Source organism: Amycolatopsis sp. NPDC057786, assembly GCF_042797905.1.
Lineage (GTDB): Bacteria > Actinomycetota > Actinomycetes > Mycobacteriales > Pseudonocardiaceae > Amycolatopsis.
Map to the genome: position 1 here is coordinate 23,195 of NZ_JBHVKW010000088.1, position 13,401 is coordinate 36,595.

15 protein-coding genes and 1 riboswitch are annotated in these 13,401 nt (G+C 70.2%); of the genes, 7 read left to right on the forward strand and 8 right to left on the reverse strand.

Going from position 1 to position 13,401, the window contains the following annotated elements:
* The first annotated feature begins 18 nt into the window (after positions 1–18).
* Both thiD and ACFVM3_RS32505 read left to right on the forward strand, forming a co-directional pair.
* Positions 19–849, forward strand: coding sequence for a bifunctional hydroxymethylpyrimidine kinase/phosphomethylpyrimidine kinase (thiD, locus tag ACFVM3_RS32500; RefSeq protein ID WP_378443739.1), 831 nt, complete (start codon positions 19–21; stop codon positions 847–849).
* 26 nt (positions 850–875) lie between these two features.
* Entirely contained in the window at positions 876–1,673 is a 798-nt protein-coding gene (locus ACFVM3_RS32505) for an ion transporter (RefSeq protein ID WP_378443740.1), read from the forward strand.
* Here ACFVM3_RS32505 and ACFVM3_RS32510 read toward each other — a convergent pair.
* The 4 genes from ACFVM3_RS32510 to thiO form a co-directional block, all read right to left on the reverse strand.
* The gene (locus tag ACFVM3_RS32510) at positions 1,651–2,085 is read right to left on the reverse strand and encodes a MarR family winged helix-turn-helix transcriptional regulator (RefSeq protein WP_126730334.1); all 435 of its coding nucleotides are present in this window, start codon (positions 2,083–2,085) and stop codon (positions 1,651–1,653) included. The two genes, ACFVM3_RS32505 and ACFVM3_RS32510, sit on opposite strands and share 23 nt — an antisense overlap.
* A gap of 110 nt (positions 2,086–2,195) precedes the next feature.
* Complete coding sequence (locus ACFVM3_RS32515) at positions 2,196–2,954, reverse strand: thiazole synthase (RefSeq protein WP_378443741.1); 759 nt, start codon at positions 2,952–2,954, stop codon at positions 2,196–2,198.
* Positions 2,955–2,956: 2 nt separating this feature from the next.
* Positions 2,957–3,157 carry a sulfur carrier protein ThiS gene (gene thiS / locus ACFVM3_RS32520; protein WP_007033436.1) on the reverse strand — a complete coding sequence of 67 codons (201 nt, stop codon included), beginning with the start codon at positions 3,155–3,157 and terminating at the stop codon, positions 2,957–2,959.
* Positions 3,157–4,227 carry a glycine oxidase ThiO gene (thiO, locus tag ACFVM3_RS32525; protein ID WP_378443742.1) on the reverse strand — a complete coding sequence of 357 codons (1,071 nt, stop codon included), beginning with the start codon at positions 4,225–4,227 and terminating at the stop codon, positions 3,157–3,159. The genes thiS and thiO overlap by 1 nt, the downstream gene beginning before the upstream one ends.
* Positions 4,223–4,330, reverse strand: a riboswitch (TPP riboswitch). (Overlaps the previous gene by 5 nt.)
* 30 nt (positions 4,331–4,360) lie before the next feature.
* Between thiO and thiE the strand changes: the two genes are divergently transcribed.
* The gene (gene thiE / locus ACFVM3_RS32530; RefSeq protein WP_378443743.1) at positions 4,361–5,026 is read left to right on the forward strand and encodes a thiamine phosphate synthase; all 666 of its coding nucleotides are present in this window, start codon (positions 4,361–4,363) and stop codon (positions 5,024–5,026) included.
* Between the two features lie 79 nt (positions 5,027–5,105).
* Here the strand turns inward: thiE and ACFVM3_RS32535 are convergent, their stop codons facing one another.
* Positions 5,106–5,816, reverse strand: a complete 711-nt coding sequence (locus ACFVM3_RS32535) for a hypothetical protein (RefSeq protein WP_378443744.1) — start codon at positions 5,814–5,816, stop codon at positions 5,106–5,108.
* A gap of 149 nt (positions 5,817–5,965) precedes the next feature.
* Between ACFVM3_RS32535 and ACFVM3_RS32540 the strand changes: the two genes are divergently transcribed.
* Positions 5,966–6,904 (forward strand): threonine/serine dehydratase, encoded by a 939-nt coding sequence (locus ACFVM3_RS32540; RefSeq protein ID WP_378443745.1) that lies wholly within the window; start codon positions 5,966–5,968, stop codon positions 6,902–6,904.
* Positions 6,905–6,962: 58 nt separating this feature from the next.
* Here the strand turns inward: ACFVM3_RS32540 and ACFVM3_RS32545 are convergent, their stop codons facing one another.
* Complete coding sequence (locus tag ACFVM3_RS32545; protein ID WP_378443746.1) at positions 6,963–8,471, reverse strand: MFS transporter; 1,509 nt, start codon at positions 8,469–8,471, stop codon at positions 6,963–6,965.
* A 91-nt stretch (positions 8,472–8,562) separates the two neighbouring features.
* Positions 8,563–9,318 carry a GntR family transcriptional regulator gene (locus ACFVM3_RS32550; protein ID WP_181772244.1) on the reverse strand — a complete coding sequence of 252 codons (756 nt, stop codon included), beginning with the start codon at positions 9,316–9,318 and terminating at the stop codon, positions 8,563–8,565.
* A 140-nt stretch (positions 9,319–9,458) separates the two neighbouring features.
* Between ACFVM3_RS32550 and ACFVM3_RS32555 the strand changes: the two genes are divergently transcribed.
* Both ACFVM3_RS32555 and ACFVM3_RS32560 read left to right on the forward strand, forming a co-directional pair.
* On the forward strand, positions 9,459–10,502 hold the full coding sequence (locus ACFVM3_RS32555; protein ID WP_378443747.1) for an SIS domain-containing protein: 1,044 nt from the start codon (positions 9,459–9,461) through the stop codon (positions 10,500–10,502).
* Positions 10,499–11,467: an N-acetylglucosamine kinase gene (locus ACFVM3_RS32560; protein ID WP_378443748.1), complete on the forward strand. Its 969-nt coding sequence runs from the start codon at positions 10,499–10,501 to the stop codon at positions 11,465–11,467. The genes ACFVM3_RS32555 and ACFVM3_RS32560 overlap by 4 nt, the downstream gene beginning before the upstream one ends.
* A gap of 84 nt (positions 11,468–11,551) precedes the next feature.
* Here ACFVM3_RS32560 and ACFVM3_RS32565 read toward each other — a convergent pair whose 3' ends face one another.
* Positions 11,552–12,235 carry a DUF3159 domain-containing protein gene (locus ACFVM3_RS32565; protein ID WP_378443749.1) on the reverse strand — a complete coding sequence of 228 codons (684 nt, stop codon included), beginning with the start codon at positions 12,233–12,235 and terminating at the stop codon, positions 11,552–11,554.
* A 273-nt stretch (positions 12,236–12,508) separates the two neighbouring features.
* Between ACFVM3_RS32565 and ACFVM3_RS32570 the strand changes: the two genes are divergently transcribed.
* A complete protein-coding gene (locus ACFVM3_RS32570; RefSeq protein ID WP_378443750.1) occupies positions 12,509–13,348 on the forward strand; it encodes an SGNH/GDSL hydrolase family protein in 840 nt (279 codons plus the stop codon).
* Positions 13,349–13,401: the final 53 nt, after the last annotated feature.

The window sequence follows — 13,401 nt, forward strand, 5'->3', positions numbered from 1 at the left end:
CGCGTGGAAAATGAACCCATGAGCGAGAACCCGAGCCCGCCGTCGGCGCTGACCATCGCGGGGTCCGACTCCGGCGGCGCCGCCGGCCTTCAGGCGGATCTGCGCACGTTCCTCACCTGTGGCGTGCACGGTCTGGTCGCGGTCACCGCCGTGACCGTCCAGAACACGCTCGGCGTGCACGACCGCACCGACATCCCGGCGAGCATCGTCGCCGGGCAGATCGAGGCCGTCGCGGCCGACATGGGCGTCAACGCGGCCAAGACGGGCATGCTCGCTTCGGCCGAGATCATCCACGCCGTCGCCGCGGCGTGCGACAAGGCCGAGATCGGCCGCGACAGCAAGGTGCCGTTCGTGGTCGACCCGGTCGCGGCGTCGATGCACGGGCATCCCCTGTTCGACGAGGCCGGGCTGGTCGCCCTGCGCGACGAACTCCTGCCGCGCGCGACCGTCCTCACGCCGAACCTCGACGAGGTCCGCCTGCTGACCGGGATGACCGTGACCACCCGCGAGCAGATGCACCAGGCGGCCATCGTCCTGCACCGGCTCGGGCCGAAATACGTGCTCGTGAAGAGCGGACACCTCGTCTCCGACCCGGAATGCGTCGACGTGCTCTTCGACGGTTCCACATTCGTCGAACTGCCGGGCGAGCGGTTCGCGACGCAGCACACGCACGGCGCCGGGGACACCATGGCGTCGGCGCTGACGGCCGGTCTCGCGAAGGGGATGTCCGTCGTGGAGGCCGCCCGCTACGGCAAGTGGTTCGTTTCACACGCGGTCGAAAACGCCTATCCCATGGGCGCGAAGGTCGGTCCGGTCTCGGCGTTCTGGCGGCTTGCGCCGGAGCACTGAGCACCCGTCCGGTTACGATCTGCGCCGTGACCGCACGCGAAACGGTGGCCAAGGTCGTCGAAGACCGCCGCTTCCAGAACTTCATCATCGCGGTGATCGTCTTCAACGCCGTCACGCTCGGCCTGGAGACCTCCACGAGAATGCTGGCGGAGTACGGGAGCCTGCTGCACACGGTCGACTACATCGCGCTCGGGATCTTCGTCCTCGAACTCGGCGCGAAGCTCTACGCCTATCGCGGGAAGTTCTTCCGCGACCCGTGGAACATCTTCGACCTGGTCGTCGTCGGTATCGCGGTGATCCCCACGACCGGCCCGTTCGCGGTGCTGCGGGCGTTGCGGGTCCTGCGCGTGCTGCGGCTGATCTCGGTCGTGCCGTCGATGCGGAAGGTCGTCACCGGCCTGCTCGCGGCGATCCCCGGGATGGCTTCGATCGCCGCGCTGCTCGCGCTGATCATCTTCGTCGCCGGCGTGATGGCGACTAAGCTGTTCGGCGCGATCTCGCCGGAGAACTTCGGCGACCTCGGCACTTCGCTGTTCACGCTGTTCCAGGTGATGACCGGCGAGGCCTGGCCGGACATCGCCAAGGAGGTCATGAAGGAAGCGCCCATGGCCTGGGTGTTCTTCGTGGTCTACATCCTCGTGTCCAGCTTCGCGGTGCTGAACCTCTTCATCGCCGTCGTGGTGAGCGGGATGGAGGACGAGCTTCGCCAGGACATCCGTGAGGAAGAAGCGAAGCAGGCCGAAACGCAGGCTGTGGCGAACAAGGAAATCCTCGACGAGCTTCGCGCCCTTCGCGCCGAAGTCAGCGCTCTTCGTCGGCAATAAGCGCTTCGAGCGCGGGCAGAGCCGCCGCCAGGGCCGCCTGATGCTCCGGGGTCAGCCGTTCGAGGCGTTTGCTCAGCTCGTTCACCCGAGTCGACCGGACGCCGGAAACCAGCCTCGCCCCCTCTTCGGTGGCCTCCGCGAGCCAGGCACGCCTGTCGATCGGGTCCGATTCACGGCTGACGTAGCCCGCTTCGACCAGCGAAGCGACGATCCTCGACATGGTGGCCGCGGCGACGCCTTCCTTCGCCGCGAGGTCACCCAGGCGTAGCTGGCCGTAGTGCACGAGCGTGGCGAGCGCCGAGATCGCGCCGTGGCCCGGCCCGGGCACACCGGCCTGGCGCAGCGACCGGGACAGCCTGCCCACCGCCAGGAACAACCTGCCCGAAACGTCCTGGACCGCTGACGTGGTCACCACTGGCTCCTCTGGGTACACGGCGGCGGGTGCGCCTCCGGAAAGGTGCCGTCAACCATACGGGCTCCGGGTGCGAACTCGCCGTCAAGGCCGTGAACCGTACAAAAGGGTTACCGGGGCGGGCTCGACGCGTGCGCCCAGAACCGCTGCGGGATCCGCCCCGCGCCGGCGGCCAGCCGCCCCGCGGTGACGGCGGCCCGCATCGCCGACGCCATCCGTTCGGGGTCCGCGGCCCTGGTCACGGCGGTGGAGAGCAGGACCGCGTCGCAGCCGAGCTCCATCGCCAGCGCCGCGTCGGAAGCCGTGCCGATCCCGGCGTCGAGGATCACCGGCACCCCCGCGCGGGACACGATCAGCTCGATGTTGTGCGGGTTCCGGATGCCGAGCCCGGTGCCGATGGGCGCGCCGAGCGGCATCACCGCCGCGCAACCCGCCTCCTCCAGCCGCAGCGCCAGCACCGGGTCGTCGTTCGTGTACACGAGCACGGTGAAGCCGTCGGCGGCGAGCTGTTCGGCCGCTTCGAGGGTCTCGAACGGATCCGGCAGCAGGGTGCGGTCGTCGGCGTGGACCTCCAGCTTTATGAGGTCGGTCTCGAGCGCTTCGCGGGCGAGCTGCGCGGTGAGCACCGCTTCGGCCGCCGTCCGGCAACCTGCGGTGTTGGGCAGCAGGCGGATGCCGAGACGGCGAAGCAGTTCGAGGACGCCGGAGCCGCCTTCGGCGTCGGCCTTGCGCATCGCGACGGTGGTCAGTTCCGTGCCGGACGCCACCAGCGCGCGTTCCAGCACGGCGAGGTTGCCCGCGCCGCCGGTGCCGATGATCAGCCGCGACGAAAGCTTGTGCTCGCCGATGACGAGGTGGTCGCCGTCCATTTTCAGCCTCCTTGCACAGCGGTCAGGATGTCGACGCTGGCGCCCTTGCGCACCACCGCTTCCGGCCATTCGCCGCGCCGGACGACCACGCCGTCCACCGCGACCGCGACCCCCTGTGTCGCCGTGCCCAGCGCCTCCAGCACGCCCTCGACGGTGGTCCCGTCGGGGAATTCGCGCCACTGACCGTTGACCTGGATCTCCATCACACCCGCTCCTCGCTTCGCCGCGACGGCGTGGCCGCCGCGACCTCGTCCGGCAACGGCGTTCCGTCCAGCCAGGCGACCGCGGCGTCCGCGGTGACCGGGGCCATCAGGAGACCGTTGCGATGGTGACCTGTCGCGGCGAAGACGCCTTCGCCCAGCTCACCGATGAAGGGCATAGTGTCGACACTCGCCGCGCGAAGTCCGGCGGCGGTCTCGACGAGTTCGTATTCGGTGAGGCCGGGGAAGACGCGCTCCGCGCCTTCGAGCAGCTCACGAACGCCTCGGACGGTGACGGTCTCGTCGAACCCGGCCTCGTACTGGGTCGCGCCGAGTACGAGCTGACCGTCGTCGCGAGGGACGAGGTAGATCGGGCGGCCCTCGACCATCGCGCGGACGGTGCGTTTCGGAGGCGGCAGGCAACCCCGTCGTGGCCGGAGGCGGAGGATCTCGCCCTTGAGCGGGCGGACGGCGCCGTCGAGCGCGGGATGCAGCCGTCCGGTCCAGGCGCCCGCGGCGAGGACGACGTCGCCCAGCCCGTCGAGATCCGTGATGGTCTCTTGGCGGAACTCGACGCCGCGCGCACGGCAGGCGTGTTCGAGCGCGTGCAACAGCCTTCTGTTGTCCACGGCCAGATCCCCGGGCACGAGCAGTCCACTTCGGACGGATCCGGCGAGACCGGGCTCGGCGCGGCGGGCCTCGCGGCCGGTCAGCCGCTCGACCTCGCGGCCGAGCTCGGCGAGGTACGCGGCGAGCATTTCGAGGTTGCCCGCGTCGGCGCTGTCCAGCGCGACGACGAGCGTGCCGTGCGGCGAAAGACCCGGGTCGACGCCCTCTTCGGCCAGGTCACGGGCGAAATCGGGCCAGCGCCGCAGCGACGCTTCGCCGAGGGCGAGGACGTCTTCCTCGCCGGGCCAGGCCTCGGTGACCGGCGCGAGCATGCCGCCCGCGAGCCACGACGCGCCGCGCCCCGGCTCGGGGTCGTACACGGTGACGCGATGGCCGCGCGCGGACGCGCGCCAAGCGACCGAGAGGCCGATGACCCCGCCGCCGACAACCGAAAGTTCCGCCATGTGAAATCACGCTCCCTGCGCCGGCATGACCCGGATCAGGTTCCACGGTCGGAGCGGTCGCGGCTCCCTCTCAGCCCGTCCTCGGGCTCCCGTGCGGACCACCCCACCGTAGCGCGCGAGTACCGTCGCCGCCATGCCCACCCTGTCTGGTTCGCTGATCCGCGCCCGGCTCGCGGACGCCCGCCTGTACCTCTGCACCGACGCCCGGTCCGGCCGCGGCGATCTCGCCGAATTCGCCGACGCCGCGTTGGCGGGCGGCGTCGACATCATCCAGCTGAGGGACAAGACCGGCGGTGCCCCGATCGAGGCGAAACACGAGATCGCCGCCCTGGAAGTGCTGGCCGAGGCGTGCGAGAAGCACGACAAGCTGCTGGCGGTGAACGACCGCGCGGACGTCGCGCTCGCCGTCGGCGCGCACGTGCTGCACCTCGGCCAGGACGACATCCCGGTGTCGCTCGCCCGCCGCGTGCTCGGGGACGACGTCGTGATCGGCCGGTCCACCCATTCGGCCGAACAGGCCGCGGCCGCCGCCGAAGAACCCGGCGTGGACTACTTCTGCACCGGCCCGTGCTGGCCGACCCCGACGAAGCCGGGCCGGACCGCGCCCGGGCTCGACCTGGTGCGCTCCACCGCGGGCCTGGGAACGACGCGGCCGTGGTTCGCGATCGGCGGGATCGACGTCGAGCGGCTGCCCGAGGTGCTGGACGCGGGGGCGTCGCGGATCGTCGTCGTCCGCGCGATCACCGAGGCCGAAGACCCCGAAGCGGCCGCCCGCACCCTTCGCTCGGCCCTCCCCTGATCCCACGCGTTTCGTCCTCTGAACGCGGTAGTCGGCAGCGCGAACCACCGCATTCAGAGGACGAAACGCGGGAAGTGGATCAGGGCACGGGGGTGTTCGAGGCAGCCGGGGCCGAGGCGGTCGTCGAGGGCGCCTGGGAGGTCGAAGGCGTAGTGGACTGCGTCGTCGGAGGCGCCTGCGTGGTCGTGGGGGCCGTCGGGGTCGTCGAGGGGGTCGGCGTGGTCGACGGCGTCTTCTCGGGCTGGTTGCCCGGAGTCTCCGAAGGGCTCGTCGCCGGCGGGGGGTCGTGCTTGTCCTGCCGCTCCTGGGCCTGTCCGCCGCCGATGATCTTCCCTATGGTCGTCCCGGTCCCGCCACCGAAGGTCTTCCCGGTCGCCCCTTCGAAGCCGGTGATCGCGACGAGCGCCACCGCGAACGCCACCACGCTGACTCCGGCGATCACCGCCCAACGTGGTTTGAACTTCCGCCCGGACGGCTCGTCCTCCTCCGCCGGGGTGAGCCGGACGGTCTCCTGCTCCGCCGGGTCGAGCACCTTGCGGCGTGCGGGAACGGTCAGCACCACTCGCGCCTTCAGTGCCGCGTCCTTCGTCCGTTGCAGCGAACGCAGGTACAGTTCGCCGCCGAGCGTCGTGATCACGCTCGCCAGCCCGGCGCCCGCCACCGTTCCGGCGACACCGAGGGTGGAACCCAGCAACGCCGCGGTGATCGCGGCCATCGCGGCCGCCGTCACCTGGATGATCCGGCCCTGCTTTTCCGTCTTTTCGGTTTTCTCCGTGCTCTCCTTGGTCATGATCCCGTTCTGCTGCTAGTCGGTCCTCACCGGTCCTAACGACTAAGGCGCACGGGATGCTCCCTTCGTTGTCCGCACGTGAGCAGCGCCACGCTCTCTGTCCAAAAAGGACTGTCCTGGACTCACAACTCCTTGACATAATCGGACGTATGGACCTGGTATCGATCGAGGAAATCCGTGACGCGGCGAGCCGCGTCAAAGGCGTCGCGGTGCGCACCCCGTTACTGGAACAAGGGTGGGCGCCGTTGTGGCTCAAACCGGAAAGCCTTCAGCCGATCGGCGCTTTCAAGGTGCGCGGCGCGTACAATGCGATCGCCGCGTTGAACGAAGATCAGCGCGCCCGCGGCGTCGTCGCGTTTTCCAGTGGCAACCACGCGCAAGCGGTCGCGTACTCGGCGAAGCGGTTCGGGATTCCCGCGGTGATCCTCATTCCGGACGTCGCCCCTCGCGCCAAGGTCGAGGCCACCAAGGCGCTCGGCGCCGAAGTCATCGAGGTCCCCATCGACGCGCAGGAATCCTCCGCACTCGCCGTCGCCGAGGAACGCGGGCTCACCATGATCCCGCCGTTCGACCACCGCGACGTCATCGCCGGGCAGGGCACCGTCGGCCTGGAGATCGCCGAGGACCTGCCGGACGCCGGCGTCGTGCTCGTACCGCTCAGCGGCGGCGGGCTGGCTTCGGGCGTCGGCACGGCGATCAAGGAACTGCTGCCGGACGCGAAGGTCATCGGCGTCGAGCCGGAACTGGCGGGCGACACCGCCGAAGGCCTGCGCGCGGGCAGGCGGATCGAGTGGCCGATGGACCTGCGGGCGCGCACCAGTGCCGACGGCCTGCGCGCCCAGCCGTCGGACCTGACCTTCGCCCACCTCCAGTCGGTGCTCGACGACGTCATCACCGTTTCGGAGGAGGAGATCCGGGAGGCCGTCCGGACGCTGGCGCACCGCGCCCGCCTGATCGCCGAGCCGAGCGGCGCCACCGCGACCGCCGCGTTCCTCTCCCACCGGGACGCGCTGCCGCCGGGCAAGGTCGTTTCGATCGTTTCGGGCGGGAACCTGGACCCGGCGACACTGGCCGACCTATTGGCGTAACTCGCGTGACTGGCGCCGTATCTCGCGTGATTGGAGCCGTAACTCACGAGTTACGCCTTCAATCACGCGTGTGACGCCCGGGGTGGACGTGCGTCGGGGGCGAGTCGACGCCGCAGTGGAGACATTCGCCGGGGTGCGGCGACTCGTCGGTGTCGTCGGAAGGTGTGTCGAGAACGCCGTTGTGGATGCCGAGCGCGATCAGCCCGCCGCCGATCGCCAGTGCCGCGCACACCAGCAACGCCGTCCGCCAGCCCGCGGTCAGCGCCACCGGATCGGCGTAGGCGGCACCGGACAGCCCGGCGACGGCGGGCAGCACGGCGATCGCGAGCAGGCCACCCGACCGGGCGATGGCGTTGTTGACCCCGGAGGCGACGCCGGCGTACCGGTCCGGCGCGGCGGCCAGCACAGTCGCCGTCACCGGCGCGACGACCGTCGCCAGCCCGGCGCCGAACACGACGACGGCGGGCAGCACCGACCCCAGATACGAGGACCCCGGCCCGACCCGCATCAGCAGGAGCATGCCGACGCCGACCAGGATCGGGCCGACGACGAGTTGCGTGCGCGGCCCGATCTTCTGCGCGAGCGCGCCGGACCGGCCGGAGAACAGCAGCATGATGACGGTGATCGGCAGCCCGGCGAGCCCGGCGGCGGTCGGCGAGTAGCCCAGCGACACCTGAAGCTGCATGACCATCAGCATCATCACGCCGCCGAGCGCGGCGTAGACGACGAAGGTCAGCGCGTTGGCGAGGCTGAACGTCCGGTCCCGGAACAGTTTCGGCGGCACCAGCGGGTCGGCCGAGCGGTGCTGGATCACCAGGAACGACCCCAGCCCCGCGACGCCGAGCACGATGGCGACCAGGACGACGACGTCGCCGATACCGCGTCCGGGCGCCTCGACCAGCGCGCCGGTCAGCCCCGCGAGCCCGATCGCGCCGACGGCGGCCGCGAGGAAGTCGGGATGCCCGGTCGCCTCCTCGTCACGGGACTCGGGCACGTAGCGCCGGGCGAGCAGGACACAGACCGCGGCGAGCGGCAGGTTGATCAGGAACGCCAGTCGCCACGACCACACCTGCACGAGGACGCCGCCGAGCAGCGGGCCGATCGCCGCCGCGATACCGCCGAGCCCGGACCAGGCACCGATCGCGCGGGCCCGGTCCTCATGGGCGAACGACGCTTGGAGGATCGCGAGCGAGCCGGGCGTGAGCAAAGCTCCCCCGATCCCCTGGAGGATCCGGGTCGCGACGAGCAGCTCGGTGGTCGTCGCCGCGGCGCACAGCCCGGAGGCGACCCCGAACCAGACGACGCCGACGATGAACATGCGGCGGCGGCCGTAGCGGTCGCCGAGGGATCCGGCGACGAGGATCAGCGCGGCGAGCGCGAGCAGATAGCCGTCGAGGATCCATTGAAGGCCGGCGACGGACGCGTCGAGTTCGTCGCCGATCCTCGGGAGCGCGACGTTGATGATCGTCCCGTCGAGCATCGCCATGCCCGAGCCCACGATCGTCGTCGCGAGCACGCCGCGCGCCACCGGCGTCCCCCACCGAATCCCCGCCGCCGTGTCAGTCATGGGACGACTGAATCACGACGGCCGGGGCCGGGCCACCGCGAAATCGGCATGAATTCCGGGAAAGCGATCTTTCCCGGAATTACCTGACTCGTCAGGGAAGCAGCGTGGTGACGAATTTGTAACGGTCACCCCGGTAGATCGCGCGCGCGAACTCGACCGGTTTTCCGTCGGTGGCGAAGGAATGCCTCGAAAGGAGCAACATCGGCATTCCGACGTCGGCGCCGAGCATCTCCGCCTCGTGCGGTCCGGCGAGGGCGGTCTCTATCGTTTCCTCTGCCCTTTCGAGCTCGACGCCGTAGTGCTCCCTCAGCACGGCGTACAGCGAACCACCTGCGGAAACGTGTTTGCGCAAACCGCGGAAGCGGCCGAGCGGGAGGTGCGTGGTCTCCAGCGCCATCGGCTGCGAATCGGCCAGCCGGAGACGGCGAAGGCGAAGGATCTTCGCGCCGACGCGGATTCCGAGCAGCTTCGCCAGATCGGCTTCGACGGGCAGTTCGTCGATCTCCAGCAGCTTGGACGACGGCTTGAGCCCCTGCTTGCGCATGTCCTCGGTGTAGGACGACAACTGCAGGCGCTGCGCGAGTTTCGGCTCGGCGGCGAAGGTGCCCTTGCCCTGCACGCGGTGGAGCCTGCCCTCGGCGGTGAGGTCGGCGAGCGCCTGCCGGACCGTGGTGCGCGAAACGGTGAATTCCCCCGCCAGCGCCCGTTCCGTCGGAATCGGCGAACCGGGGGGCAACGCGTCGAGCAGATCGAGCAGATGCTGTTTCAGCGCCCAGTACTTGGGTTCGCGCTGTCCGCGCATCCCTGCCGTAGCGCCCGCCTCACCCGCGGTGGTTGTCTCCAACATGACCGACTCCCTAAGCCTTCCCACTCAAACGCGCACCGTCCCCGCTAGGAAACGTACCCTTCACCACAAACGTCCGTTCGGGCTAGCATTGGTCTAGACCTACTCGGGGGACGAAGTACGTCCCGGTGGAAGGGAACGAGATGACCGAACAGCGCCCCGGCGAGCACATGGCCGCGGAGATCTCCCAGCAACCCGCCATTCTGGCAGGAATCGTGGAGCGACAGGCCGAAATCGCCGAGGTGGCCGCAGCCATCTCCCAGCGCCCGCCCAGGTTCGCACTGCTCGCCGCCCGGGGCTCCAGCGACCACGCCGCCCTGTATGCGAAGTACCTGATCGAAGTACTCCTCGGTCTCCCCTGCGGTCTCGTCTCACCCTCCACCGCGACTCTGTACGGCGCCCGTCCCGATCTGCGGGACGTTCTCTTCATCACAGTAAGCCAAAGCGGTGGTTCCCCGGATCTCATCGAGGTCACCGAAACCGCGCGTCGCCAGGGAGCGCTGACCGTTTCGGTCACCAACACCCCGGAGTCGCCGCTTCGCGCCGCCGCCGAACTCGGTGTCGACATCGGCGCGGGACTGGAAAAGGCGGTGGCCGCCACCAAGACCTACTCGGCCACCTTGCTTTCGCTTTACCTTCTGATCGACGCGGTCCGCGGCGGCAAGGGCGCGGACGCGGAGAAGCTGGGCGAGCTCGCACAGCAGACCCTCGACGGCTCCGAAGAAGGCGTGCAGCGCGCGGTGGACCGCTACCGCTTCGTCGACCGGGTGCTCACCACGGGCCGCGGTTACTCGTACGCCACGGCGCTGGAAGGTTCCTTGAAGCTGGCCGAAACCAGCTACCTCGCGGCCCGCGCGTACAGCGGCGCGGACCTGTTGCACGGTCCGGTCGCCGCGGTCGACGGCGAGACCGCCGTGCTCGCCGTGACGAGCCAGGGACACGGAGTGGGCGCGATGCAGGAGGTCCTCGAAGCCGTCGGCAAACGCGGCGCGGACGTGCTCGCGGTCGGCTCCGCTTCGGCCGACGTCCCCGCGGCGCTGCGGATCGGTGTCGCGCCGTCCGCCGAGGAGGTCGCCCCGATCCTGGAGATCCTGCCCATCCAGCGGATCGCACTCGGCCTCTCGCTGGCGCGCGGCGGGGACCCGGACAGCCCGCGCGGACTGCTCAAGGTGACCAAGACCCGGTGACCCACGTCATCGGTGTGGACGCCGGAGGCACGTCGACGCGAGCGATCGCCGTCGACGCCTCCGGCGCCGTCCTCGGCACGGGCCGCGCCGGCGGGGCGAATCCCAATTCCCATCCGCCGTCGGAAGCCGCCGCGCGGATCGCGAGCGCGATCACCGGCGCGCTCGGCGGGCTGGATCCGGCCGAGACCGCGGCGTGCGTCGTCGGCATGGCGGGCGTCAGCAAGCTGAGCGATCCGGCGGTCGCGGAGATCTTCGAAGCCGCTTGGAAGGACACGGGGATCAGTCCAGTGCGGACGGTCCCCGACCCCGAAGTCGCCTACGCGTCGGCGACTTCCGCGCCGGACGGGTCGGTGCTCGTGGCGGGCACCGGCTCGATCGCCGGCCGGATCCGCGGCAGGCGGATGGTCTCGACCGTCGGCGGCTACGGCTGGCTGCTCGGCGACGAGGGGTCCGCGTACTGGCTCGGCCGTGAAGCCGTTCGCTCCACTTTGGATGTTCTCGGCCGAGGCGGCGAACCCGGTCCGCTCGCGCGCGCCGTGCTCACCGAAGCGCTCGGACCGTCCGCAGTGGACCCGGCGGGAACCTCACTGTGGCGCGCGCTCATCACGAGTGCCAACGCCGAAGCGCCGATCCGGCTCGCCAGGTTCGCCCCGTTCGTCAGCGAGGCCTACCGCGAAGGCGATCCGGCGGCGGACGAGATCGCCACGCGCGCGGCCGCTCTGCTGGTGACGAACGTCATGGCTGCCAGGGACCCCGGGGAGGACACGCCGGTCGTCCTGGTGGGCGGCGTGTTGTCCCCGGAGGGTCCGGTGGGGGCGAAGGTCCGCGCCGGGCTCGACGGCATCGAGGTCCTGACCAGCACCGACGGGGTACTCGGCGCCGCCTGGCTGGCCGCCGTCGACGCCTACGGAGAAGGGGCGCCGCGGCCGGTCCCACCCTGGAAAAACACCAAAAACGAGCCCTAAAAGACCAAACCATCGACTCCGGGGCCGAACTCCGGGTACCGTAGGACCCGGCCCCCGGACCCTCCCCCCTCGCCGGGGGCCGCCTTATGTCCTGGGCAGCCCACCCGGCGCGGAATCCGAGGGATCCCCGTTCTCCTCCACCACCCGCAGGCCGGGATGTTCCGGAGGCAACGTGCGGTACAGCACCCAGCCGCTCACGGCGACCGTCACCGCGACCAGCGGCCAGGACAGCACCGTCCGCGCGATGCCGAGCGCGACCACCTGCCCGCTCCACCACAGCGAGCCGTACACGACGACCCTCAGCGTGTACTGAAGGAAGACCCACACCCAGCTCGCCCGCGAATACGCGCGCAGCAGCGCGGGATCACGGCGCCATCGGGTCTTCTGCCCGATGACGAGCCCCACCACGAGGCCGAGCAACGGCCACCGGACCACGATGCTGGCCGCCCACAGCAGCGCGCTGGCCACATTGGACAGCAGCTGGATGAGGAAGAAGTCTTCGGCGCGGCCGGTGTGCAGGGCGATCAGCGCGGCGGCGATCACCGCCGCGAGGCTCACCACGACCGCGCGGGCCTTGTCGCCGCGCGCGACCCGGTACACGCCGAGCAGCACCGCCACCCCGATGGCCACCCCGGCACCCCAGGCGATCGACTGGCCGGCGATCAGCCAGCCGACGACGAAGGCCGCGGGCGGGATACTCGCGTCGATGGCGCCACGCCGCCCGCCGAGGATCTGGGCGAGCGACTCGCGCGAGGGTCGTGAGGTCACCCTTACAGCCTGCCGGATCTATGAGCCCGAACACCCGGCCGGGGAGATGTTCGCCACATACCATGTCCGGTTTACGCCCACTTGAGGGGAATCCACGCAGCCCAGGAGTGTACATCCCAGTAATGGAGATGCATGGACGTCCGACAAAATAAGAGACTGTGTCAACGGGCTGAACCACGGGTTTCGGCCAGGTGGGATTGCCGGGGCGCTCTCCGCGGTTAGTTGTGGTGTACAAGTACCAACCGGGGGCACACGGACGGAAGGGGACCCAACGTGTACGGATTCGACAGCTACGTGGCGATCGGTGACAGCTTCACCGAAGGACTCAACGACAGTTTGCCCGACGGCACCTTCAGGGGCTGGGCGGACAGGCTGGCGGAGATCCTCGCCGAAGGCAGGCCCGACTTCCAGTACGCGAACCTCGCCCTCCGCGGGAAGATGCTCGACGAGATCCTCGAAGAGCAGCTCCCGATCGCCCTCGCGGTGAAGCCCGACCTGGTCACCCTGTGCGCGGGCGGCAACGACATCATCGTGCCCGGCGCGGACGTGGACGCCGTCGCCGCGCGGCTGGAGGCGGGGGTCGCCAAGCTGCGCGAGGCCGGGATCCCGGTGCTGATCTTCAATGGGCCGGACACCAAGTACCTGTCCGTGATGCACGTCCTGCGGGGGAAGGTCGGCATCTACAACGCGCATCTGTGGGCGATCGCCGACCGGCACGGCGCCAAGATGGTCGACATGTGGGCGATGGCCCCGCTGCACGACCGCCGCGCCTGGAGCGACGACCGGCTGCACTTCACCCCCGAGGCCCACCGGCGGATCGCGCTGCGCGCGGCCGAGGTCCTCGGCGTCCCGGTCGCCGACGACTGGCGCGAGCCGTGGCCGGCGTCCGAGGAGCCGAGCACCTGGATCACGTCGCGCCGCTCGGACCTCGAATGGACGAAGGCGCACCTGCTGCCGTGGATCCGCCGTCAGCTCAAGGGCGAGTCGATGGGCGACGGCCTGTCCCCGAAGCGCCCCGAGCTCGCGCCGCTGCTCCCGCTGGAGCAGATCGAGGCGACAGGCGTCACCCTCCCGGCCAAGGAGTTGCGGGAGATCCACCACCACGCGAGCTGAGCCTCGGAAGTACGTGAAGGCCCCCTTCATTGCGCTAGACGCAATGAAGGGGG

Coding starts and splice junctions, on each gene's coding strand:
- ACFVM3_RS32550 (WP_181772244.1), bottom strand. CDS start 9,318: ATGTTGGAGACAACCACCGCGGGTGAGGCGGGCGCTACGGCAGGGATG.
- thiE (WP_378443743.1), top strand. CDS start 4,361: ATGCCCACCCTGTCTGGTTCGCTGATCCGCGCCCGGCTCGCGGACGCC.
- ACFVM3_RS32535 (WP_378443744.1), bottom strand. CDS start 5,816: ATGACCAAGGAGAGCACGGAGAAAACCGAAAAGACGGAAAAGCAGGGC.
- ACFVM3_RS32515 (WP_378443741.1), bottom strand. CDS start 2,954: ATGGACGGCGACCACCTCGTCATCGGCGAGCACAAGCTTTCGTCGCGG.
- thiD (WP_378443739.1), top strand. CDS start 19: ATGAGCGAGAACCCGAGCCCGCCGTCGGCGCTGACCATCGCGGGGTCC.
- thiO (WP_378443742.1), bottom strand. CDS start 4,227: ATGGCGGAACTTTCGGTTGTCGGCGGCGGGGTCATCGGCCTCTCGGTC.
- ACFVM3_RS32545 (WP_378443746.1), bottom strand. CDS start 8,471: ATGACTGACACGGCGGCGGGGATTCGGTGGGGGACGCCGGTGGCGCGC.
- ACFVM3_RS32540 (WP_378443745.1), top strand. CDS start 5,966: ATGGACCTGGTATCGATCGAGGAAATCCGTGACGCGGCGAGCCGCGTC.
- thiS (WP_007033436.1), bottom strand. CDS start 3,157: ATGGAGATCCAGGTCAACGGTCAGTGGCGCGAATTCCCCGACGGGACC.
- ACFVM3_RS32555 (WP_378443747.1), top strand. CDS start 9,459: ATGACCGAACAGCGCCCCGGCGAGCACATGGCCGCGGAGATCTCCCAG.